Origin of the sequence: Agromyces chromiiresistens (genome assembly GCF_029167465.1) — a bacterium.
Taxonomy (GTDB): Bacteria; Actinomycetota; Actinomycetes; order Actinomycetales; family Microbacteriaceae; genus Agromyces; species Agromyces chromiiresistens.
Window position 1 is genome coordinate 211997 of record NZ_JARFNL010000006.1, and the last position, 21510, is coordinate 233506.

19 protein-coding genes, 4 tRNA genes and 1 pseudogene are annotated in these 21510 nt (G+C 69.8%); 20 read left to right on the top strand and 4 right to left on the bottom strand.

The window, feature by feature from the left end:
• Positions 1-142 precede the first annotated feature (142 nt).
• The 4 genes from zapE (at position 143) to PX701_RS16255 (ending at position 3703) form a co-directional block, all read left to right on the top strand.
• Positions 143-1198, top strand: coding sequence for a cell division protein ZapE (gene zapE / locus PX701_RS16240; RefSeq protein ID WP_231430859.1), 1056 nt, complete (start codon positions 143-145; stop codon positions 1196-1198).
• Positions 1199-1376: 178 nt separating this feature from the next.
• The gene (locus tag PX701_RS16245) at positions 1377-2639 is read left to right on the top strand and encodes an ammonium transporter (protein ID WP_231430860.1); all 1263 of its coding nucleotides are present in this window, start codon (positions 1377-1379) and stop codon (positions 2637-2639) included.
• Between the two features lie 52 nt (positions 2640-2691).
• A complete protein-coding gene (locus PX701_RS16250; protein ID WP_275506902.1) occupies positions 2692-3255 on the top strand; it encodes a type II toxin-antitoxin system PemK/MazF family toxin in 564 nt (187 codons plus the stop codon).
• A 124-nt stretch (positions 3256-3379) separates the two neighbouring features.
• Positions 3380-3703, top strand: a complete 324-nt coding sequence (locus PX701_RS16255) for a hypothetical protein (RefSeq protein WP_275506903.1) — start codon at positions 3380-3382, stop codon at positions 3701-3703.
• A gap of 141 nt (positions 3704-3844) precedes the next feature.
• Here the strand turns inward: PX701_RS16255 and PX701_RS16260 are convergent.
• A tRNA-Val gene (locus PX701_RS16260) sits at positions 3845-3917 on the bottom strand.
• Positions 3918-4154: 237 nt separating this feature from the next.
• Between PX701_RS16260 and PX701_RS16265 the strand changes: the two genes are divergently transcribed.
• The 3 genes from PX701_RS16265 to PX701_RS16275 all read left to right on the top strand — a co-directional run bounded on the left by PX701_RS16265 (position 4155) and on the right by PX701_RS16275 (position 4457).
• Positions 4155-4227, top strand: a tRNA-Gly gene (locus tag PX701_RS16265).
• 56 nt (positions 4228-4283) lie between these two features.
• A tRNA-Cys gene (locus PX701_RS16270) sits at positions 4284-4357 on the top strand.
• Positions 4358-4382: 25 nt separating this feature from the next.
• Positions 4383-4457, top strand: a tRNA-Val gene (locus tag PX701_RS16275).
• A gap of 291 nt (positions 4458-4748) precedes the next feature.
• On the opposite strand, the gene PX701_RS16280 is transcribed toward PX701_RS16275, so the two are convergent.
• Positions 4749-6815, bottom strand: a complete 2067-nt coding sequence (locus tag PX701_RS16280) for a glycosyl hydrolase family 28-related protein (protein WP_275506904.1) — start codon at positions 6813-6815, stop codon at positions 4749-4751.
• Positions 6816-7149: 334 nt separating this feature from the next.
• Between PX701_RS16280 and thrS the strand changes: the two genes are divergently transcribed.
• Both thrS and PX701_RS16290 read left to right on the top strand, forming a co-directional pair.
• Complete coding sequence (thrS, locus tag PX701_RS16285; RefSeq protein WP_275506966.1) at positions 7150-9084, top strand: threonine--tRNA ligase; 1935 nt, start codon at positions 7150-7152, stop codon at positions 9082-9084.
• Positions 9081-9653 carry an HIT family protein gene (locus PX701_RS16290; RefSeq protein WP_231430864.1) on the top strand — a complete coding sequence of 191 codons (573 nt, stop codon included), beginning with the start codon at positions 9081-9083 and terminating at the stop codon, positions 9651-9653. The genes thrS and PX701_RS16290 overlap by 4 nt, the downstream gene beginning before the upstream one ends.
• 95 nt (positions 9654-9748) lie before the next feature.
• On the opposite strand, the pseudogene pdxY reads toward PX701_RS16290, so the two are convergent.
• Both pdxY and PX701_RS16300 read right to left on the bottom strand, forming a co-directional pair.
• A pseudogene (gene pdxY / locus PX701_RS16295) lies at positions 9749-10601 on the bottom strand (pyridoxal kinase PdxY).
• Positions 10602-10608: 7 nt separating this feature from the next.
• Positions 10609-11970, bottom strand: a complete 1362-nt coding sequence (locus tag PX701_RS16300) for an aminotransferase class I/II-fold pyridoxal phosphate-dependent enzyme (RefSeq protein WP_231430866.1) — start codon at positions 11968-11970, stop codon at positions 10609-10611.
• 111 nt (positions 11971-12081) lie between these two features.
• Here PX701_RS16300 and pdxS point away from each other — a divergent pair, with 111 nt between their 5' ends.
• The 11 genes from pdxS to secF all read left to right on the top strand — a co-directional run bounded on the left by pdxS (position 12082) and on the right by secF (position 21509).
• Positions 12082-12972, top strand: coding sequence for a pyridoxal 5'-phosphate synthase lyase subunit PdxS (pdxS, locus tag PX701_RS16305; RefSeq protein WP_275506905.1), 891 nt, complete (start codon positions 12082-12084; stop codon positions 12970-12972).
• On the top strand, positions 12969-13607 hold the full coding sequence (gene pdxT, locus PX701_RS16310; protein ID WP_231430867.1) for a pyridoxal 5'-phosphate synthase glutaminase subunit PdxT: 639 nt from the start codon (positions 12969-12971) through the stop codon (positions 13605-13607). The genes pdxS and pdxT overlap by 4 nt, the downstream gene beginning before the upstream one ends.
• Before the next feature lie 73 nt (positions 13608-13680).
• Entirely contained in the window at positions 13681-14394 is a 714-nt protein-coding gene (locus PX701_RS16315; RefSeq protein WP_275506906.1) for a hemerythrin domain-containing protein, read from the top strand.
• A 70-nt stretch (positions 14395-14464) separates the two neighbouring features.
• On the top strand, positions 14465-15001 hold the full coding sequence (locus PX701_RS16320; protein WP_231430869.1) for a DUF1697 domain-containing protein: 537 nt from the start codon (positions 14465-14467) through the stop codon (positions 14999-15001).
• A 111-nt stretch (positions 15002-15112) separates the two neighbouring features.
• Entirely contained in the window at positions 15113-15868 is a 756-nt protein-coding gene (locus PX701_RS16325; protein ID WP_231430870.1) for a YebC/PmpR family DNA-binding transcriptional regulator, read from the top strand.
• A gap of 10 nt (positions 15869-15878) precedes the next feature.
• Positions 15879-16508 carry a crossover junction endodeoxyribonuclease RuvC gene (gene ruvC, locus PX701_RS16330; protein ID WP_231430871.1) on the top strand — a complete coding sequence of 210 codons (630 nt, stop codon included), beginning with the start codon at positions 15879-15881 and terminating at the stop codon, positions 16506-16508.
• Positions 16505-17128, top strand: coding sequence for a Holliday junction branch migration protein RuvA (gene ruvA / locus PX701_RS16335; protein ID WP_231430872.1), 624 nt, complete (start codon positions 16505-16507; stop codon positions 17126-17128). Before ruvC ends, ruvA begins: the two co-directional genes overlap by 4 nt.
• Positions 17125-18192 (top strand): Holliday junction branch migration DNA helicase RuvB, encoded by a 1068-nt coding sequence (gene ruvB, locus PX701_RS16340; RefSeq protein ID WP_231430873.1) that lies wholly within the window; start codon positions 17125-17127, stop codon positions 18190-18192. The genes ruvA and ruvB overlap by 4 nt, the downstream gene beginning before the upstream one ends.
• A gap of 72 nt (positions 18193-18264) precedes the next feature.
• On the top strand, positions 18265-18675 hold the full coding sequence (yajC, locus tag PX701_RS16345) for a preprotein translocase subunit YajC (RefSeq protein WP_231430874.1): 411 nt from the start codon (positions 18265-18267) through the stop codon (positions 18673-18675).
• A gap of 192 nt (positions 18676-18867) precedes the next feature.
• Positions 18868-20490, top strand: a complete 1623-nt coding sequence (secD, locus tag PX701_RS16350; RefSeq protein WP_231432322.1) for a protein translocase subunit SecD — start codon at positions 18868-18870, stop codon at positions 20488-20490.
• Positions 20490-21509: a protein translocase subunit SecF gene (gene secF / locus PX701_RS16355; RefSeq protein ID WP_231430875.1), complete on the top strand. Its 1020-nt coding sequence runs from the start codon at positions 20490-20492 to the stop codon at positions 21507-21509. The genes secD and secF overlap by 1 nt, the downstream gene beginning before the upstream one ends.
• Position 21510: the final 1 nt, after the last annotated feature.

Genomic DNA, 21510 nt, shown 5'->3' on the forward strand with positions numbered 1-21510 from the left:
GGGGCCTCCTGTGGTCGCCCGGTCGGGCGGGGTGATCGGGGGAGCGGACTAGGCTGATGACCTGTCCACCCTCCGAATCTACGCGGCCCGCGGGGCGCAGTCACAGCACCCGTCATCCGGTGCAACACGGGAGCTCTCCAGCATGACCACGGCCTCCAGCCAGGCGCCCATCCACCTCGTCGACCGCAATCCGTCGATCTCGGGGACAGAGATCGCGGCCGAGCTCGTGCCACCGCCGCAGTTCGAGCACGCCTCGTTCGAGTCCTACCGGCCCGACCCCGACTTCCCCTCGCAGCAGGCGGCGCTCGACCGGCTGAACCAGTTCGCCGGCGCGTGGCGAGCCGCCCAGCGTCCCGGCGGGTTCTTCTCGCGCAAGCGGCCCGCGCGCATCGAGCTGCCCGGCGTCTACCTCGACGGCGGCTTCGGCGTCGGCAAGACCCACCTGCTGGCCTCGCTCTGGCACGTGGCGCACGGCCCGAAGTACTTCGGCACCTTCATCGAGTACACGGCCCTCGTCGGGGCCCTCGGCTACGCGCAGGCGGTCGAACTGCTGCGCGGAGCCAAGCTCATCTGCATCGACGAGTTCGAACTCGACGATCCCGGCGACACGATGCTGATGACGCGGTTCCTCGGTGAGCTCATGGCCGGCGGCACGCGAGTCGCCGCGACGAGCAACACCCCGCCGAATGCGCTCGGCGAAGGGCGCTTCGCGGCGGCCGACTTCCTCCGCGAGATCCACGCGCTCTCGTCGAACTTCGAGACGCTCCGCATCGACGGACTCGACTATCGCCGGCGCGACACCGAAGGGCATGCGGTCGTCGCGGGCGACGACGCCGCCGTGCGGCGCACGGCCGGCGCGCTGGCCGAGCGCGGCCATCGTGTCTCGCTCGACGGGTTCGACGAGCTCATCGCCCACCTCGCGACCGTGCACCCGTCGAAGTACGTGCGACTCGTCGAGGGGCTCGACACGATCGCGCTCACCGGCGCCCACGAACTCCACGACCAGAACGCGGCGCTGCGCCTCGTCGCCTTCATCGATCGCGTCTACGACGCCGAGGTGCCGGTCGTCGCGAGCGGCGTCGCCCTCGACGAGGTGTTCGACGCCGAGATGATGGCCGGCGGCTACCGCAAGAAGTACCTCCGGTCGATGAGCCGCATGATCGCGCTGACGTCGGGCGAGCTGCCCCCGCACGACTGATCGGGGCACTCCCGCAGCCGATTCACCGTGCCGTCGAGGCATCCCGAAATCTGCTGTTCACACGAGACGCCCGACCGTAACGACCCCGAAACACAACGACGAATCGATCGAAACGCCCACTCGTGACACTTGCGGCACAGGTTCCCCCCACGACCTGCATCCGAGAGAGGTTCGAGAGATGGATCAAGGCAACACCGCGTTCCTGTTGATCTCGGCGGCACTCGTGCTGCTGATGACCCCTGGGCTCGCGTTCTTCTACGGCGGCCTCGTCAAGGCGAAGAGCGTCATCAGCATGATGATGATGAGCTTCGGCGCGATGGGCCTCATCGGCGTCCTCTGGGTGCTCTACGGCTACGCGATCGCCTTCCCCGGCTCGGAGGGCCTCGTGCCGCCGTGGTCGATCGACTGGTCGGCGATCGGGCTCGAGAGCCTCCTCGAGACGCCCGAGGGCGCGGCGTACCCCCCGCTCGCGTTCGTGGCGTTCCAGGCGACTTTCGCGATCCTCACCGTCGCGCTCATCTCCGGCGCCATCGCCGACCGTGCCAAGTTCGGCGGCTGGATGGTGTTCGCCGGGATCTGGGCGACGATCGTCTACTTCCCGGTCGCGAGCTGGGTGTTCAACTTCGGCCTCGCCGAGGACGGCAGCTTCGCCTACGGCGGCTGGATCACGTACGGCCTGCAGGAGGCGTTCGGCGTCGGCGCGATCGACTTCGCGGGCGGCACGGCGGTGCACATCAACGCCGGCGCAGCGGCGCTCGCCCTCGCGCTCGTGCTCGGCAAGCGGGTCGGGTTCTCGAAGGGCGCGCACGTCCCGCACAACCCGCCGTTCGTGCTCCTCGGCGCTGGCCTGCTCTGGTTCGGATGGTTCGGCTTCAACGCCGGCTCGGAGCTCGCAGCCGACGGCACCGCGGCGCTCGCGTTCGTGAACACGATCGCCGCGCCCGCCGCGGCGCTCCTCGCCTGGCTGCTCGTCGAGAAGATCAAGGACGGCAAGCCGACGTCCGTCGGCGCCGCCTCGGGCGCCGTCGCCGGTCTCGTGGCGATCACGCCCGCCTGCGCCTCGCTGACGCCGATCTGGGCGATCGTGCTCGGCCTGATCGCCGGTGCCGTCTGCGCCCTCGCGATCGACCTCAAGTTCAAGTTCGGCTTCGACGACTCGCTCGACGTGGTGGGCATCCACCTCGTCGGCGGCCTGATCGGCACGCTGTACCTCGGCATCTTCGCGAACGGGACCGGTCTCATCTACAGCGGCAACTTCACTCAGCTCGCCGTGCAGGCCATCGCGGCCGTCTCGGTGCTCGTGTACTCCTTCGCACTGACCTTCGGCATCGGCACGCTCATCCAGAAGACGATGGGCTTCCGGGTGAAGAACGAGGACGAGATCGCCGGCATCGACACCGTCGTGCACGGCGAGGACGCCTACAAGCTCGAGACCGTCTGACGCGAGTCATCGAGCCTCGGCCGGCCGACGGCGGTGGGGTAGTGTGCCCGGTGTGACTGACACCGGCCGCCTCCTCACCGCCGTCGGCCGTTTCCTGCGGGCGCTCGGTTCGGGCGGTTCGAAGACACCGGCCGCGCCACGGACGACGACCGGGCGGGATGCCTCGCCGGCGCGGCTCGCCGATGGCGAGCCCTCCCCGGGGCAGACGGGATCCGATGCGACCGTCGAGGTCGATCCGCGGCGCCTCCGGGGAGTCCGGCTCGGTTACGCGCCGAGTCGCGACGGCGATCCCGATCCCGGTGAGGTCGTCTGGACGTGGGTGCCCTACGAGGAGCGCGACGGCCGGGGCAAGGACCGTCCGGTCGTGATCGTGGCGGCGTCGGGGGCGGGGGACTTCCTCGCCGTGCAACTCACGAGCAAGCCGCACGACGGCGACCGCGACTACGTCTCGCTCGGCGAGGGCGCCTGGGACGCCGAGGGGCGGCCGAGTTGGGCGAAGACCGATCGCGTCTTCAGGGTGCGCACCGGCGGCATGCGGCGCGAGGCCGCCTCGCTCGACGCCGAGCGCTACACGCGGGTGGCCGATGCGCTCAATCGCCGCTACGGCTGGAGCTGATCGCCGACCTCGAAACGATGAACGTCCGTATCCCACCCGGTTTGGTCGAACCTCCGCAGCGGCAGCACGACGGGCCGCATGGCGGCTGGGGACCTGTTTCGAACGGATGCAACGAGGAGCCGGAATGTCGCAGGCTTTTGAGAGGACGGTTGGTGTGATCGGCGGGCTGGCGCTCGTCGGCCTGAACATCGCCGTCGTCGCGTTCTACGTTCTCTGGCAGATCGCGGACACTGCTGCGATCAATCACATGGAGTCCGCGTCCGGCTGGGACGCGTCGCGAATGCTGCCGAACGCCAACCTGCTCTGGCTGGCAGCCAACGCCTCGGTGTTCATGGTGTCGGTCGTGGACGCATTGGCGATCTTCATCGTGGCGATCCTCGTGAAGGCGAATCGCAGGTCTCCGGCCATGGCGGCAGATCATGCGTGCCGAACGCATTCGGTGCGTTGACTTCCGGCAGACACGTGCAGCCACGTGCCATCGGCGCGGAACGCGGTGTCTCGCTGTCGGCGTGCGGCGTGCTCGAGGGGTTCCGAATCGGATGCGGCCGTGAAATGCGGAAACCCCCGGGCTACCGGGGGCTTCTCGTTGTGGGCGATGCCGGGCTCGAACCGACGACCTCTTCCGTGTGAAGGAAGCGCGCTACCAGCTGCGCCAATCGCCCAAGTGGGTTTCGGTCTCCGTTGCGGTGACCGGACTCGATACTAGCCGACGGAGCAGGGCGAATGCACATCGAGCTGCCGCCGGGCGCGGCGCGGGGGTGCCGCTTCGATCGACACGCCCGGGAATCATGGGACGAATGGCACTGTGACCGGGGAGAACATCGCGCGAGGCCCGCTCGGTTTGTGAATCGCTCGAAGTGTGTATAAAGTCTTCTCTGCACGCAGAAATGCGGAGCAACGCGGATGTGGCGCAGTTGGTAGCGCATCACCTTGCCAAGGTGAGGGTCGCGAGTTCGAGTCTCGTCATCCGCTCTGATCAGGGTCGGGCGAAAGCCCGGCTCCTGTTCTTTGGTGGTGAACCCATGAACGGTGGATTGGCCGAGAGGCGAGGCAGCGGCCTGCAAAGCCGTATACACGGGTTCGAATCCCGTATCCACCTCCAAGCCGAGATCCTCCCATCTCGACTCGGGCGATTGGCGCAGCGGTAGCGCGCTTCCCTGACACGGAAGAGGTCACTGGTTCGATCCCAGTATCGCCCACCACAATGAAAGCCCCGGCTCAGCCGGGGCTTTTCTCGTCGCTGCGGCGACCGCAGTGCGAGGTTCGGCGCTGGCGCGAGACATCCCCGTCGCGGCGAGCCGGAGCGGTGGGTCGGAGCGGTGGGCCGGACCCCGGTGACCGGCTTTCGCTTTCACCGGGATCCGGTGGGCCGACATGGTCGGTCCACGGGGAATTGTCCCCCGAATCACCTACTTCGGGGTACACCCCCGTTCGGGGCAATCGGTTGCGGGGCGGTGCGACCCGGGTCCAACCGGTCTGCACCGCCCGCGGCGTCAGGGCTGCGCCCAGGCGCCCGGTGCAGGCGGCGCGACGACCGGCGGCCGGTCGTCGCACGTGATCGTGTTCGGGAGCTCCCACGGTGCGAGCCACGGTCCCGTCGTGCCGCCGCCGTCGTTGCCGCCGAGATCGGCGACCGAGAACTCCGAGCCCGATGGCGGGAAGTTGAACGCGCCGCAGTTGTTGATGCCGACCGCGCCGACGTTGCGCGCGTCGACGTTCTCGAACGAGGCGCTGCCGGCCGTCCGGGCGCTGAGCACGGAGGTGCCCGTGCCGTCGATGCGGAGGTTGCGGAATGCGACGTGCTCGATCCGGTGGCGGTCCTTCACAGGCCAGTCGGTCACGAGCATGATCGCGTTGTAGGTGCTGTCGAGGTAGTGGTCGCCCGACACCGTGATGTCTGCCCCCTCGATCGACCGGTCGAGTGCGAAGAACCAGATCGCGCCGAGCCCGATGTTCCAGTTCAGCTCGTACGTGCCGGCGCGCACCGTCGTGTTGTCGGTGATCGCGAGCGTGCCGGCGAACGCCTCGGCACCGAAGCGGGCTCCGATGTGGATGCCGCTGCCTTCGCGGATCGGGTCGGCGACGAGGTTGCCGGAGACGGTGTTGTCGGTGCCGCCGTAGATCGCGATGCCGTTCGCGAGGGTCGGCGTCTGCACCGTGTTGCGTGCGAAGGAGTTGCGGGCGTTCGCGGTGCCCTCCGACCACATCGCGAGCGCGTCGTCGCCGGTGTTGCGGACGAAGTTGTGCTCGACGAGCGAGTCGGTGACGCCGCGGTGCAGGTTCAGTCCGTCGGCGACCTGGTCGACGATGATGTTGTCGCGCACCACGAGGCCGCTCATCGGGCCGTCGAACCACATTCCGACCTTGGTGTGCTCGATGTACAGCCCCTCGATCGTCGAGTCGCTCATCGCGCCCCCGACGCCGTTCACCTGGTCGGTGTCGATCCGCTCGGCGACGTCGCCGCGAACGGTGAAGCCCGACAGGTGCACGTTCGTGCTGCCGCCGTCCGACGCGTCCTTGCCGTAGAAGCCGACGCCCGTGTGCACCGAGCCGTCGGGTGAGGGCTCGTCGAGTGCGACCTCGGAACCGCGGACGACGGTGTACCAGCTGCCGGCCCCCTCGATCGTGACGTCGTCGACGATGATGTGGCGATCGACGCGGAAGGTTCCGGGCGGAAGGTACACCGGCACGTCCTTGCGCTTGGCGAACGCGATCGCGCGGTCGATCGCATCGGCGGCGTCGCGCCGCCCGGTGGGGTCGGCGCCGAACGCGAGCACGTTGGCGGCCTCGACGCGGACGTGCGGCGCCCCGACGAACTCGGTGTCGACGAGGTCGATCGTCGTGAGCGCGGCGCTCGAGCCCGCGGGGGCGGTGAGCCGGAGGATGTCGCCCGCCCGGTAGGTCTTCTTGAGCAGCAGGCGCTGCTCGTCGTAGAAGTGCATCGGGCGGAACGGCTTCTGCACCTCGAACCCGTCGCCCGGCACGCAGCCGCACTCGGTGATCCACCAGTCGGGGTGGAGGAGCCCGGCGTTCGGATCGTTCGTGAACGGGTATTGGTTGTAGAGCCACGAGTACTCGCTGGTGAGGGTCATCGAGCGCTGCTGCTTGCCGTTGACCGTGACCTCGAGCGGAGCCTCGATGCCGCCGCCGCCCGGCGCGTCGGGGATGGAGTAGCGCACCGTGATGGCGTTCGTGCGCTCCGGCAGCGCGAACTCGACGTAGTCGCCAGGGGCGAGCTGCACGGCCGACCGACCGGAGGCCTCGGCCGCGAGGGTGTAGGCGTCCCGGACCGGTTCGAGGACCGTGCCGTTCGTCGTCGCGTGCTCGGCCTCCTGCTCGAGGAAGGCCACGTCGGCGCCGCGGCCGGCGACGAGCGCCGGGTCGAGCCCGGCGCGGGTGACGTGCACGGCGGCTGCCGGGGGCGTCGAGGCCGGTGCGGCGATCGCCGCGGCGGGGGCGGTGAGGAGCGCCGTCGCGGCGACGGCGATCACGATGGTCGCGGCGGCGGCGGCGGCGGCGCCGCTCGATCGTATCGATGAGGTGGGGGAGCGGCGGGTCATGTCGGCACGGGTCCTCTCGAGTCGTGTGCGCCATCGGACAGCTCGCGGGCGCTGCACGGCCCGGATGCGGCCGACTGTAGGAGCGCGGCCCGATGTCGCACAAGGCACTGGTGTGAAATGTCGACTAAGTGTCGAGTTCTTGCGCGATCGGACGCAAGCGGGTGCAAGCCCTCGTGCGCCGAGGCATCCGATCGCACGCAACTCGGCGCAAGCCGTGCGCCGGAGCGAGGGTCGGCGGCCGACTACAGTTGAAGGGTTCGTTTCAAGAGAATCCAAGGAGTGGATCCAGGTGGCTGACGGCTTCGAGCTCTTCACCGACCGATCCGTTGTCGCGATGCGCGTCAACGGCGAGCTCAAGGACCTCGCCACGACGGTGACGGACGCCGACGTCGTCGAACCGGTCACCATCGACTCGCCCGACGGCCTGAACATCCTGCGCCACTCGACTGCGCACGTCCTGGCGCAGGCCGTGCAGAACGTCAACCCCGAGGCGAAGCTCGGCATCGGTCCGCCCGTCACCGACGGCTTCTACTACGACTTCGACGTCGAAGAGGCGTTCTCGACCGACGACCTGAAGGCCCTCGACAAGGAGATGGCGCGCATCATCCGTGCCGGCCAGCGCTTCGTGCGCCGGGTCGTCACCGACGACGAGGCGCGCGCCGAGCTCGCGAACGAGCCGTACAAGCTCGAGCTCATCGGGCTCAAGGGGGCGGCTTCGACCGGCGGTGACAACGAGAACGTCGAGGTCGGCGCGGGCGAGCTGACGATCTACGACAACGTCGACCCCAAGACCGGCGAGGTCGCCTGGAAGGACCTGTGCCGCGGGCCCCACCTGCCGAACACCCGCATGATCGGCAACGGATGGGCGCTGCAGCGCGTCGCCGGCGCCTACTGGCGCGGCAGCGAGAAGAACCCGCAGCTCCAGCGCATCTACGGCACCGCATGGCCGACGAAGGACGAGCTGCGTGCGTACCAGCACCGCCTGGAGGAGGCGGCCAAGCGCGACCACCGCAAGCTCGGCAAGGAGCTCGACCTGTTCAGCTTCCCCGACGAGATCGGCTCGGGCCTGTCGGTGTGGCACCCCAAGGGCGGCATCGTGCGCGGTGAGATGGAGCAGCACGCCCGTCGCCGCCACGTCGAGGGCGGCTACACCTACGTGTACACGCCCCACATCTCGAAGGAGGACCTCTTCCTCCAGTCGAACCACCTGGTCACCTACCGCGAGGGGATGTTCCCGCCCATCGTCATGGACGAGGAGCGCGACGCCGAGGGCAACGTCACGAAGCAGGGCCAGGACTACTACCTGAAGCCGATGAACTGCCCGATGCACATCCTCATCTACAAGGAGCGCGCGCGCAGCTACCGCGACCTGCCGATGCGGCTCGCGGAGAACGGCACCGTGTACCGCAACGAGCTCTCTGGCGCCCTGCACGGCCTCACTCGCGTGCGCGGGTTCACCCAGGACGACTCCCACCTGTTCGTCACCCCCGAGCAGCTCGAGGAGGAGACGACCCGCGTGCTCGAGTTCGTCATCTCGATGCTGCGCGACTTCGGCCTCGAGGACTTCGAGCTCGAGCTCTCGATGCGCGACGACGAGAAGTCGAAGTGGATCGGTACCGACGAGTTCTGGGAGTACTCGACGAACGCGCTGCGCAACGTCGCCCTCGCGAGCGGGCTGAAGCTGACCGAGGTGCCCGGCGAGGCGGCGTTCTACGGCCCGAAGATCGACCTCAAGACCCGCGACGCGATCGGTCGCACCTGGCAGCTGTCGACCGTGCAGGTCGACCCCAACCTGCCCGAGCGGTTCGAGCTCGAGTACATGGGCCCCGACGGCGAGAAGCACCGGCCGATCATGATCCACCGAGCGCTGTTCGGCTCGATCGAGCGCTTCTTCGCGATCCTGCTCGAGCACTATGCCGGGGTCTTCCCGGTGTGGCTCGCGCCGGTGCAGGTCGTCGGCATTCCCGTCGCCGACGAGTACGCGCCGTATCTCGGGGCGATCATCGAGCAGCTGAAGGGCTTCGGCGTGCGCGCCGAGCTCGACGTGAGCGACGATCGCATGCAGAAGAAGATCCGCACCCACACCACCCAGAAGGTGCCGTTCCAGCTCATCGCGGGAGACAACGACCGCTCGGGCGAGACGGTCAGCTTCCGGTTCCGCGACGGCAGCCAGGAGAACGGGGTGCCGATCGCCCGGGCGATCGACCTCGTGCGAGCGGCGATCGCCGACCACCGCCAGGTCACCACCCGCGACGACCTCTTCGCATGACCAGCTACGGGGCCGACGAGTTCGACGGGGTGCCCACGGATGCCTCGGCCGACCTGGCCGGCGTGCCCGACGCGTTCCAGCGACTCTGGACCCCGCATCGGCTCGTCTACATCCAGCAGGGCCAGCAGCCCGACGAGCACGCCTGCCCGTTCTGCCGAGCGCCCGAGATGAGCGACGAGCAGTCGCTCATCGTCGCGCGCGGGGAGCACGCCTACGTCCTGCTCAACCTGTTCCCCTACAACTCGGGCCACCTGCTGGTCTGCCCGTACCGCCATATCGCGACCTACGACGAGGCGAACGCCGACGAGGTCGCCGAGATCGGCGAGCTCACGCAGACCGCCATGCGCGTCGTCAAGCAGGTCTCGAAGTGCGACGGGTTCAACATCGGCATGAACCAGGGGCGCATCGCGGGTGCCGGCATCGCCGAGCACCTGCACCAGCACATCGTGCCGCGCTGGGCGCTCGACTCGAACTTCTTCCCGATCATCGCGGGCACGAAGGCGCTGCCGCGGCTGCTCGGCGAGGTGCGGCAGGAGATCGCGGACGGCTGGCCCGCCCCGGCCGGATAGGCCTCCGGTCGGTCGAGTGGCGACGGAGCGGCGTCTCGAGACCATCGCGGGATGGTCTCGAGTCGGCGCCTCGCGCCTGCTCGACCGACCTCGGGTCAGCGAACCTGCCGCACCTCGAACTGCATGCGCGGATTCGCGTAGAACTCCTGCGACTCGACGAGCTGCAGCTCGCGTTCGCCCGACTCGTGCGTGGTCGCCAGCAGGTCGTAGACGCTCGAGATCGTGCGGGCGAGGGCATCGGCGGCGTCGCCCGTGCGGCGATAGTGCGCGGTGAAGAGCGCCGCCGTGACATCCCCTGAGCCGTTCGCCTTGAGCGGCAGGTGCGGGGTCTGCGCGAGCCATGCGCCGCGCTCGTCGACCGCGAGCATCTCGATCGTGCCGGGCGTGCGGTCGGGCCGCTCGACGCTCGTGACGAGCACCGTCGACGGCCCCGACGCGCGCGCCAGGTCGACCGACGCGAGGGTGGACTCGAGCGTGTCGGGTTCGGTGCCGGTCAGGTAGCCGAGTTCGAACTGGTTCGGGGTGATGAGGTCGGCCGCCGGCACGACGCGCTCGCGGAGCAGCACCGGGATCGCGGGGGCGACGAAGCATCCCGACTTCGCGTTGCCCATCACGGGGTCGCAGGCGTAGATCGCCGACGGGTTCGCCGCCTTCACCCGCGACACGGCGTCGAGGATGACGTCGGCGATGCCGTCGCTGCCCTGGTAGCCGCTCAGCACGACGTCGATGCCGCCGAGCACGCCGCGCTCCTCGATGCCCGTGATGAACCTCGCGGACGTCGTCGGGGGAGATGAGAGGCCCGCGCCAGGCGCCGTAGCCGGTGTGGTTCGAGAAGTTCACCGTGTAGACGGGAAGCACCTCGACGCCGATGCGCTGCAGGGGGAACACGGCCGCGGAGTTGCCGACGTGGCCGTAGGCGACCGCCGACTGGATCGAGAGGATCTTCACCGTTCGATCATCGCATCTCCGACGAGCGCGCCCGCGCGACGGGTGCCCCCGGGCTCGACACCGCTCGGATCGAGGCCGCGACGTCGGCCGCGAGCTTCGCCAGGTCGGCGTCGTCGAGATCGTGCACCGTGAGCCGCAGCCGATCCGACGGCGCCCGGTCGCCGAGGGCGAACTCGTCGCCGGGTCGGGCCAGCCAGCCCCGGCGCATGAGCTGCTCGGCGACGTCCCTGGCCGGAGCGTCGAGCCCCACCCAGACGTTGAGCCCGTCGCCCGGGGCCGTCGGCACGCCGGCCGCCGTCAGCAGTGCTGCGAACTCGGCGTTCCGGGCGGCGTAGTGCTCGCCTGCGGTGCGGATGCCATGGGCGACGGCCGGGTCGGTCGCCAGCGCGTGCACGAGGCGCTGCAGCAGATGGCTCACCCACGTCGTGCCCGGAGTCAGCCGCATCGCGAGGCGGTCGGCGGTCTCGGGGTCGGAGGCGGACACCGCCAGGCACATGTCGGGGCCGAGGAATTTCGAGACGGACCGCACGAGCGCCCAGCGGCGGTGCTCGGGGCCGATCAGCGAATGGAACGGCTGACGCGAGAGGAGCGAGTAGTGGTCGTCCTCGATGACGAGCACGTACGGGTGGTCGCGCAGCACGGCGCGCAGTTCGGCGGCGCGTGCGGCCGTGAGGCTCGCACCGGTCGGGTTCTGGGCGCGCGGCGTGCAGATGACGGCGCGCACCCCCTGCTCGAGCGCGGCGCGCAGCCCGTCGACCGTCATGCCCTCCTCGTCGACGGCCACCGGCACGGGGCGGTAGCCGGCGACCCGCACCGTGTGGATGCTCGTGAGGAAGCACGGATCTTCGAGGGCGACAGCGTCGTCGCGCGTGAGCGCCTGCGCGAGCAGTCGCTCGACCGCGTCGGCGGCACCGCTCGTGACGGTCAGGCGCATCGGGGTGCCGGGTGGGAGGTCGCCGCGCATCCAGTCGTCGGCCCAGCGTTCGAGTCCGGGGTCGATGACCGGTTCGCCGTAGAGCACCGGGCGTCGGGCGATGCTCGCGAGCACCGGCGAGGGATCGGGGATGCGCGAGGCATCCGGATTGCCCGTGCCGATGTCGCGCAGCGCGGTGTCGGCGGCGAAGCCCTCCTGGGCGACGGGTGCCGAGCCCGCGACGCGGGTGCCGCCACGGCCGAGCGTCACGACGATGCCTGCGCTGGTGAGTTGCCGGTATGCGGCCACGGCGGTGTTGCGATTGACGCCGAGTTGCTCGGCGAGGCTGCGCACCGGTGGGAGCGCGTCGCCCGGGCGCAGTGCCCCGCGCTCGACCAGGGCGCGCAGGCTCTCCGCGATCTCAGCCGCCGATCGTCCCTCGATGTCGATGATCACGTCACCGCCCTTTCGTCGTTCTCCGACCATGCTATCTTTTGGCCTAGGTCAATCATTCCGTTGGTCTGTTCTGAAGCGCGAGTCGCTGCGCGCTCATCGAAAGGATTCCCCGTGACCGTACCCGAGACGGGCTCGAGCCGCGTGAAGCGCGGCCTCGCCGAGATGCTGAAGGGCGGCGTCATCATGGACGTCGTCACCCCCGAGCAGGCCCGCATCGCCGAGGACGCCGGCGCGGTCGCCGTGATGGCGCTCGAGCGCGTGCCCGCCGACATCCGCGCCCAGGGCGGCGTCGCCCGCATGAGCGACCCCGACCTCATCGAGGCGATCATCGCCGAGGTCTCGATCCCCGTCATGGCGAAGGCCCGCATCGGTCACTTCGTCGAGGCGCAGGTGCTGCAGGCTCTCGACGTGGACTACATCGACGAGTCAGAGGTGCTCTCGCCCGCCGACTACGTCAACCACATCGACAAGTGGAACTTCACGGTGCCGTTCGTCTGCGGTGCGACCAACCTCGGCGAGGCGCTCCGCCGCATCAACGAGGGTGCGGCGATGATCCGCTCGAAGGGCGAGGCCGGCACCGGCGACGTCTCCGAGGCGACGAAGCACATCCGCAAGATCACCTCCGAGATCAACGCGCTCTCGTCGATGACGAAGGACGAGCTGTACGTCGCCGCGAAGGAGCTGCAGGCGCCGTACGAGCTCGTCGCCGAGGTCGCCGAGACCGGCAAGCTGCCGGTCGTGCTGTTCACCGCGGGCGGCGTCGCGACGCCGGCCGACGCGGCCATGATGATGCAGCTGGGGGCCGACGGCGTCTTCGTCGGCTCGGGCATCTTCAAGTCGGGCAACCCCGAGGCCCGCGCCGCCGCGGTAGTCAAGGCCACGACGTTCTACGACGACCCCTCGGTCATCGCCGACGTGTCGCGCGGCCTCGGCGAGGCGATGGTCGGCATCAACGTCGGCGACCTGCCCGCGCCGCACCGACTCGCCGAGCGCGGCTGGTGACGACGACCCTGCGAGCCGGCTCCGTCGACGCGGGGCCGGCCACGGCCGGACCCCGCGTCGGCGTGCTCGCCCTGCAGGGCGACTTCCGCGAGCACGCGCACGTGCTCGCCGCGCTCGGTGCGCGCGTCACGCTCGTGCGACGTCCCGAAGAGCTGGCCGAGGTCGACGGCCTCGTGATCCCCGGCGGCGAGTCCAGTGTGATGGACAAGTTGTCGCGCACGTTCGGCCTCGCCGCTCCGCTCAAGGCCGCGATCGCCGCCGGACTGCCGGTCTACGGCACGTGCGCCGGCCTCATCATGCTCGCCGACACCGTGCTCGACGCGATCGAGGGGCAGCAGTCCCTCGGCGGCCTCGACGTCGTGGTGCGGCGCAACGCCTTCGGCTCGCAGAACCAGTCGTTCGAGACCGACCTCGCGATCCCCGAACTCGGCGACGCGCCGGTGCACGCCGTGTTCATCCGCGGGCCGGTGGTCGAGTCGGTCGGTCCCGCGGCGACCGCGCTCGCGACGCTCGACGACGGCCGGGTCGTCGCGGTCGAGCAGGGGAGCCTCCTCGGCACGAGCTTCCACCCTGAGATCAACGGCGAGCACCGCTTCCACGAGTACTTCCTGTCGAAGGTGCGAGCGCGCGTCTGAGCCCCGAACGGGGGAGCGGTTCTCAGTGCCGGCACCGATTCCGGCGGCGGGATGCGTCGATAGCGTCGCCCGCATGACCAGACGACTGCCGAGCACCGGGGCCGACGACCGCATCGTCGACGAGACCGGGTGCGACACGAGCGACATCTTCCTCATCCACCGCATCTTCCGCTGGGGGTATCGCGAATTGCCGAAGGCCGTGCGCGAGGTCCCGGCGGGCGACGTCCGTCGCGCCGAGACCGTCGCGCAGGCGGTCGACCGGATCGACCAGGGCCTGCACGTCCATCACGAGGGCGAGGACGAGCTGCTCTGGGATCGCCTCGAGCGGCGCGAGCCGGGGTGCTCGATGCACGTCGACGTGATGAAGGCGCAGCATGCGCAGGTCGCCGAGCTGCTCGCACTCGTCGACCCGATCGTCGCCGAGTGGCGCACGACGGCCGATCCGGCGACGGCCGAGCGGCTCGCCGCGGCGCTCGACGACGTCGGCTCGACCCTCGGCGTGCACCTCGGCCGAGAGGAGGCGGACATGGTGCCGGTCGCCGCGCGGGTGCTCAGCCAGGCCGAGTGGGAGGAGATCGGCGAGCACGGACGCAGGGCGCTGCCGAAGGACGCGATGCCCGTCCAGCTCGGCCTCATGATCGACGCCGTGCCGACGGCGGAGCGTGACGAATGGGTGCGCTCGAACCTGCCCGCGCCGATCCGCCTGCTCTGGGTGCTGCTCATGCGCCGCAAGTACACGGCGTGGCAGCGTGAGCTGTTCCCGGAGGGGATGCCCGCGCTCGTGTGAGCCCGTGCCCGGTCGCCGGGCGCGGCGGCGCGCGCTCCGCCCGTCGGCGGCGCGCGCTACGCTCGCCCACGTGAGCGAATGGATCGCCCTGCTGCGCGGGGTCAACGTGGGCGGCATCACCGTGCGGTCGGCCGAGCTCGCCGAGCTCTTCAGGGGGCTCGGCTTCGATGCCGTGCGCACCGTGCTCGCGAGCGGCAACGTCGCGTTCTCGACGGGCGCGGCGGGCGAGGCGGATGCCTCGGCGCTGAAGTCGACCATCGAGCGGGCGCTCTCCGACCGGTTCGGGTACGAGGCGTGGATCGTGCTCGTCTCGCGCGACGAGCTCGAGCGGGTCATCGCATCGTTCCCGTTCGACGACGAGCGCGAAGGCTGGCACCCGTACGTGGTCTTCTCGTCGTCGCAGGCCGCGCTCGACGAACTCTTCGCGGCGGCCGTCGGGGTCGATGCGGCCGACGACGTCGTCGCCCCGGGCGACGGGGTGCTCTACTGGCACAACCGTCGCGCACGCGGGGTCGACAGCGCGTTCTCGAAGGTCACGGCGAAGGCGCGGTTCAAACCGAGCATCACGACGCGCAACCTGCGAACGCTGCGCAAGCTCGCCGCGTGAGCACGGAGCGCGGGCGAGACATCCGGACCGTGCGCCCGAGCGCGACCCGCGCGCTCGACTAGAATGAACCGTCGGCGGGCGCCCCCGCCGAGAAGTCGATACAGGAGCAGCATGTCCGGGCATTCCAAGTGGGCGACGACCAAGCACAAGAAGGCCGTCATCGACGCGCGTCGCGCGAAGTCGTTCGCGAAGCTCATCAAGAACATCGAGGTCGCGGCCAAGCTCGGCGGCGCCGACCTGAACGGCAACCCGACCCTGTACGACGCGGTGCAGAAGGCCAAGAAGACCTCGGTGCCGAACGACAACATCGATCGCGCGATCAAGCGCGGCGCGGGCATCGGCGGCGAAGCCGTCGAGTACCTCAGCATCACGTACGAGGCCTACGGCCCGTCGGGCGTCGCCCTCATGGTCGAGGTGCTGACCGACAACAAGAACCGTGCCGCCGCCGAGGTGCGCACGGGGCTCAACCGCAACGGCGGCACGCTCGCCGACCCCGGTTCGGTCGCCTACAACTTCACCCGCAAGGGCGTCATCGTCGTCTCGGGCGAGGGCACCACCGAGGACGACGTCATGATGGCGGCGCTCGAGGCGGGTGCTGAGGAGATCGAGCCGCACGCGCAGGGCTTCGAGGTCATCACCGACCCGTCCGACATGGTCGAGGTGCGCAAGGCGCTGCAGGAGGCCGGCCTCGACTACGAGTCGGCCGACATCGAGTTCGTGCCGAACCTCAAGGTCGAGATCGACGCCGACACGGCGCGCAAGGTGTTCCGCCTGATCGACGCGCTCGAAGACAGTGACGACGTGCAGAACGTCTACAGCAACTTCGACCTGACGCCCGAGGTGCAGGCCGAGCTCGAGGCGGAGTAGGTCGATCGCCATGCGGGTGCTCGGCATCGACCCCGGGCTCACCCGCTGCGGCGTCGGCGTGGTCGACGTCCAGGGCGACCGCACGGCGCGGCTGGTCGACGTCGTCGTGCTGCGGTCGCCGACCGACGCGCCGATCGAGCGTCGCCTCGCGCGCATCGCCGACGGGCTCGAGGCGATCTTCGACGAGCACCGGCCGCAGGCGGTCGCGCTCGAGCGGGTGTTCGCCCGGTCCGACGTGTCGACGATCATGGGCACGGCGCAGATCTCGGGCGTCGCGATGCTCATCGCTGCGCGCCGGGAACTGCCCGTCGCGCTGCACACGCCGTCCGAGGTGAAGGCCGCGATCACCGGCTACGGCCGCGCCGACAAGAAGCAGGTCGGGGCGATGGTGGCGCGCATCCTGGGGCTCGAGGCGGTGCCGAAGCCCGCCGACGCCGCGGATGCGCTCGCGCTCGCGATCTGCCACGCCTGGCGCACCGGCGGCGTCGCGGGGGCGGCCATCCGCGAGGAGGCGCTCGGTCGCGCGCGGGGCGGCGCGGCGACGGCGGATGCCTCGGCGCTGACCCCGGCGCAACGCGCGTGGCTCGCCGCGGAGCGCTCCGCCGCCGTGTCGGGGGCGGCCCGTAGGGTGAAGGAGTGATCTCCTCTCTCCGTGGGCGCGTGCTCGCCGCCGCCGGCAGTTCCGTCGTCATCGACGTGGGCGGCGTCGGCTTCCAGGTCAACACCACCCCGGCGCTCGTACTCGCGAGCCGCGAGGGGCACGAGCTCGCGGTGCACACCTCGCTGATCGTGCGGGAAGACTCGCTGACCCTCTTCGGGTTCGGCACCCGCGACGAGCTCGACGTGTTCGAGCTGCTCATCGGCGTGACCGGGGTCGGCCCGAAGTCGGCGCTCGGCGTGCTGTCTTCGCTCTCGCCCGAGCAGGTCGCCGAGGCCGTGCACCGTGAAGACGATGCGGTGTTCCGCAAGGTCAGCGGCATCGGGCCGAAGACGGCGAAGCTCATCACGGTCTCGCTCGCGGGCAAGCTCGCGGCGCCGGCCGCTCGCCCGACGACGGCGCCGGTCGCATCGGGCGGCGTCGCCGAAAGCGTCCTTGCAGCGCTCACCGGGCTCGGGTGGTCCGAGCGGGTGGCCGCAGAGGCACTCGACGAGACGCTCGCCACGGCGGGCGAGGTCGAGTCCACGTCGGTGCCGACCCTCCTGCGACTGACGCTCGCCCGGCTCGGTCCGGCCCAGCAGTCGGGGAGGGGCGGTCGATGAGCCGCCCCGGTGAAGACCTCACCGACCCCGGGCTCGCGTCGGAGGCGGAACTCGCGTTCGAGGGTGCGCTGCGACCCCGGAGCCTCGCCGAGTTCGTGGGGCAGACCCGCGTTCGCGGCCAGTTGCAGCTGCTGCTCACCGCGGCGACGCTCCAGCAGCGTACTCCCGACCACATCCTGCTCGCGGGGCCGCCCGGGCTCGGCAAGACGACGCTCGCGATGATCGTCGCCCACGAGGGCGGCCGCCCCCTGCGCATGTCGAGCGGTCCGGCGATCCAGCACGCCGGCGACCTCGCCGCGATCCTGAGCTCGCTCGTGCCGGGCGAGGTTCTGTTCATCGACGAGATCCACCGCATGGCGCGGTCGGCCGAAGAGATGCTGTACCTCGCGATGGAGGACTTCCGCATCGACATCATGGTCGGCAAGGGCGCTGGTGCCACGTCGGTGCCGCTCGACCTCGCTCCGTTCACGCTCGTCGGGGCGACGACGCGCGCGGGGCTGCTGCCGAACCCGCTCCGAGACCGGTTCGGCTTCACGGCGCATCTCGAGTTCTACGACGAGTCGGAGCTCGAGCAGGTGCTCGGCCGCGCCGCCGAGCTGCTCGGGCTCGACATCGATCGCGCGGCTCTCGCGGAGATCGCCGGCCGATGTCGCGGCACGCCGCGCATCGCGAACCGCCTGCTGCGCCGGGTGCGCGACTACGCGCTCGTGCACACGTCGTCGGGCTCGTTCGACGGCACCGGCCGGGCAGACATCCAAGCCGTGCGCGCCGCGCTCGAGCTCTACGACGTCGACGCCCTCGGCCTCGACCGGCTCGACCGCGCGGTGATGGAGACGATCCTCACCCGCTTCGGCGGCGGCCCGGTCGGCCTCAACACGCTCGCGGTGTCCGTCGGCGAGGAGGCCGAGACGATCGAGGCGGTCGTCGAGCCGTTCCTGGTGCGCATCGGCCTCATCACACGCACGCCGCGGGGGCGGGTGGCGACCCCTGCGGCCTGGCGGCACTTCGGGCTCTCCGAGGGCGTCGAGAGTGCGGCAGCGGTCCTTCCGATCGATGACCTATAATCCTTTGAGGCGTCACCCTCAACGCCACTCGACTTCGTGCGCGAAGCGCACCCCGGAAGGTATTTCACCCTCATGACGTTCGATCCGATCACCATCATCATGCTCGCCGTCCTGGCGGTGCTGATCTTCTTCATGTTCCGCAACTCGCGGAAGCGCCAGGCCGACGCGAAGGAGATGCAGTCGAAGGTCCAGCCCGGTGCGCAGGTGATGACGAACTTCGGCGTCTTCGGCACCATCCTCTCGATCGACGAAGACGAGAACCAGGTGCTGCTCGAGACCTCGCCCGGCACGATCCTGACCGTGCACCGCCAGACGATCGCGCGCGTCGTGGAGCCGACCGCGGTCGCTGACGAGTCCGCGACGACCGATGACGGCGAGCCGGAGTTCGGCGAGCGCGTGTCGGAGGCGCCGGCCGACGAGACGCCGAGCGACACGTCGGGCACCGACCAGTCGAACACCGACGAGACGCCCGACACCAAGTAGTCGGCGGCTCAGACTCACCCAACGAGGCTCGGCCCGCGCGATGTCGCGCGGGCTCCTGCAGAGAAAGCAGAACACGTGGCTGCACCATCGAAGCGGTCATCCCGGCCGACGCCCGTCCGCAAGGCATGGCGATCCCTCATCTGGCTCGGGGTCATCATCGCCCTCCTGTTCGGCATCAACGCGGCCGGCGTGATGTGGGGCGGCGGCTCGTGGACGCCGAAGCTCGCCCTCGACCTCGAGGGCGGCACGCAGATCATCCTCGCGCCGAAGCTCGAGACGGGTGACACGGCGTCGCAGGAGCAGCTCGACCAGGCGGTGTCGATCATCCGCCAGCGCGTCGACGCGTCCGGTGTCGCCGAGGCCGAGATCAACACCGAGGGCCAGAACATCGTCGTTCGGATCCCCGGTGAGCTCGACGACCAGACCCGTGCTCGCATCGAGCAGTCCGCGAAGCTCGAACTGCGCGCGGTGCTGCTCGCCGATGCGGCGACGAACCAGACGATCGACCCGAGCGCGAGCCCGTCGCCGACCGAGGCCCCTGCGGAGGAGCTCGAATCGACGCCGACGGCCGTGCCGACCGACGGCAGCGACCCCGCGTGGATCACGCCCGCGCTGCAGGAGGAGTTCGATTCGTTCGACTGCTCGCAGATGGACGAGACCGACGCGAGCGTCGCGCCGGCCGACGAGCCGCTCGTCACGTGCGACGTGACCCGCACGGCGAAGTACCTGCTCGGCCCCGTCGAGGCGAGCGGCGAGAACATCGTCGACGCGACGAACGGCATGGTCACCACGCAGACCGGTGCCTCCACCGGCCAGTGGGCCGTGAACATCACCTTCGACGAGAAGGGCACCGACGAGTTCGCCAAGGTCAGCACGCGGCTCTTCGCCCTGTCGGGGCAGACGCCGCGCGACCAGTTCGCGTTCGTGCTCGACGGCGCCGTCCTCACGGCGCCCGCGATGAACGGCGCGATCACCGACGGTCGCCCGCAGATCACCGGCAGCTTCACGCAGGAGTCGTCGAAGGCCCTCGCCGATCAGCTGAAGTTCGGTGCCCTGCCGATCAGCTTCACGGTGCAGTCGTCCGACACGATCTCGGCGACGCTCGGTTCCTCCCAGCTCCAGTCGGGGCTCGTCGCCGGTCTCATCGGTCTCATCCTCGTCGTGATCTACACCCTGTTCCAGTACCGCGCGCTCGGCTCGGTGACGATCGCGTCGCTCATGATCGCGGCGCTCATCACCTACCTGATGATCACGATCCTGTCGTGGCGCGAGGGCTACCGACTGTCGCTCGCCGGCATCGCGGGTCTGATCGTCGCGATCGGCTTCACCGCCGACTCGTTCATCGTGTACTTCGAACGCGTGAGAGACGAGTTGCGCGACGGCCGTCCGCTCGTCGGGGCGGTCGAGGCCGGGTGGAAGCGCGCCTTCCGCACGATCCTCGCCTCGAAGGGCGTCAACCTGCTCGCCGCGATCGTGCTGTTCATCCTCGCGGTCGGCAGCGTGAAGGGCTTCGCCTACACCCTCGGCCTCACGACGATCATCGACGTCGTCATCGTCATCCTGTTCACGCACCCGATGCTGCAGCTGCTCGCGCAGACGAAGTTCTTCTCGAGCGGCAACCCGTGGTCGGGTCTCGACCCGAACGCCCTCGGCGCCGTGTACCGCGGTCGTGCCGAGTTCCGCAAGCCGACGGCCCTGCCCGCCAAGAAGGCCGCATCGAGCGCCAAGGAGGCGCAGCGCCGGCAGACGATCGCCGAGCGCAAGGCGGCCGCCGTCGGGGCCGGCAGTACCGAGAACGAGGGGAAGGACTCCTGATGGCGAACCGTCTCACGACCTTCGGTAACGACCTCTACACCGGCAAGCGTTCGTTCAACTTCGTCGGCGGCCGCAAGAAGTGGTTCACGATCGCCGGCGTGATCGTCCTGCTCTCGGTCGTCATCCCGCTCCTGACCGGCGTGAACTTCAGCATCGAGTTCCGCGGCGGGTCGCAGTTCCAGATCTCCGGCGTCGACAACGCGACGGCGCAGCCGGCGATCGATGCGGTGGAATCGGTCGTCCCCGACACGACCACCAAGGTGACCATCGTCGGCGACGTCGGCGTTCGCGTGCAGACCGACCAGCTCTCGCAGGACGACTCGCACGAGGTCGCCTCGGCGCTGGCCGAGGCGTACGACGTGCCCGAGTCCGAGGTCACGACCTCGTTCGTCGGCCCGAGCTGGGGCGCGGACGTCACGCGCCAGGCCGTCGTCGGCCTCATCGCGTTCGTGCTGCTGGCCGCGCTCGTCATGGCGTTGTACTTCCGCACGTGGAAGATGTCGCTCGCCGCGATCCTCGCGCTCATGGCCGACCTCGTGATCACGACGGGCGTGTACGCCGCGGTCGGTTTCGAGATCAGCCCGGCGGCGATGATCGGTATCCTCACGATCCTCAGCTACTCGCTGTACGACACGGTCGTCGTGTTCGACAAGATCCGCGAGAACACCGCCGAAGACGGGCAGGAGTCGCGGCGCACCTTCGCCGAGTCGGTGAACCTCGCGGTCAACCAGACCCTCGTTCGCTCGATCAACACGAGCGTCGTGGCCGCCCTCCCGGTCGCGTCGATCCTGTTCATCGGTGCGGGCGTGCTCGGTGCCGACACCCTGCGCGACATCTCGCTCGCACTGCTCATCGGCATCCTCGTCGGCACCTGGTCGACCGTCTTCCTCGCGGCGCCACTGTACTCGTTGCTCCGCGAAGGCGAGCCCGAGATCAAGCGCCACGACCAGAAGGTCCTCAAGGAGCGGGAGCGCGCGGGGTCGTCGGCGAGCACGGTCGAGGCGCTGCCCAGCGCATGAC

What these genes read in the sequence shown, in the direction of transcription:
- zapE (WP_231430859.1), top strand. Translation starts at nt 143, where the DNA reads ATGACCACGGCCTCCAGCCAGGCGCCCATCCACCTCGTCGACCGCAAT.
- PX701_RS16245 (WP_231430860.1), top strand. Translation starts at nt 1,377, where the DNA reads ATGGATCAAGGCAACACCGCGTTCCTGTTGATCTCGGCGGCACTCGTG.
- PX701_RS16255 (WP_275506903.1), top strand. Translation starts at nt 3,380, where the DNA reads ATGTCGCAGGCTTTTGAGAGGACGGTTGGTGTGATCGGCGGGCTGGCG.
- PX701_RS16280 (WP_275506904.1), bottom strand. Translation starts at nt 6,815, where the DNA reads ATGACCCGCCGCTCCCCCACCTCATCGATACGATCGAGCGGCGCCGCC.
- thrS (WP_275506966.1), top strand. Translation starts at nt 7,150, where the DNA reads ATGCGCGTCAACGGCGAGCTCAAGGACCTCGCCACGACGGTGACGGAC.
- PX701_RS16290 (WP_231430864.1), top strand. Translation starts at nt 9,081, where the DNA reads ATGACCAGCTACGGGGCCGACGAGTTCGACGGGGTGCCCACGGATGCC.
- PX701_RS16315 (WP_275506906.1), top strand. Translation starts at nt 13,681, where the DNA reads ATGACCAGACGACTGCCGAGCACCGGGGCCGACGACCGCATCGTCGAC.
- PX701_RS16325 (WP_231430870.1), top strand. Translation starts at nt 15,113, where the DNA reads ATGTCCGGGCATTCCAAGTGGGCGACGACCAAGCACAAGAAGGCCGTC.
- ruvC (WP_231430871.1), top strand. Translation starts at nt 15,879, where the DNA reads ATGCGGGTGCTCGGCATCGACCCCGGGCTCACCCGCTGCGGCGTCGGC.
- ruvB (WP_231430873.1), top strand. Translation starts at nt 17,125, where the DNA reads ATGAGCCGCCCCGGTGAAGACCTCACCGACCCCGGGCTCGCGTCGGAG.
- yajC (WP_231430874.1), top strand. Translation starts at nt 18,265, where the DNA reads ATGACGTTCGATCCGATCACCATCATCATGCTCGCCGTCCTGGCGGTG.
- secD (WP_231432322.1), top strand. Translation starts at nt 18,868, where the DNA reads ATGTGGGGCGGCGGCTCGTGGACGCCGAAGCTCGCCCTCGACCTCGAG.
- secF (WP_231430875.1), top strand. Translation starts at nt 20,490, where the DNA reads ATGGCGAACCGTCTCACGACCTTCGGTAACGACCTCTACACCGGCAAG.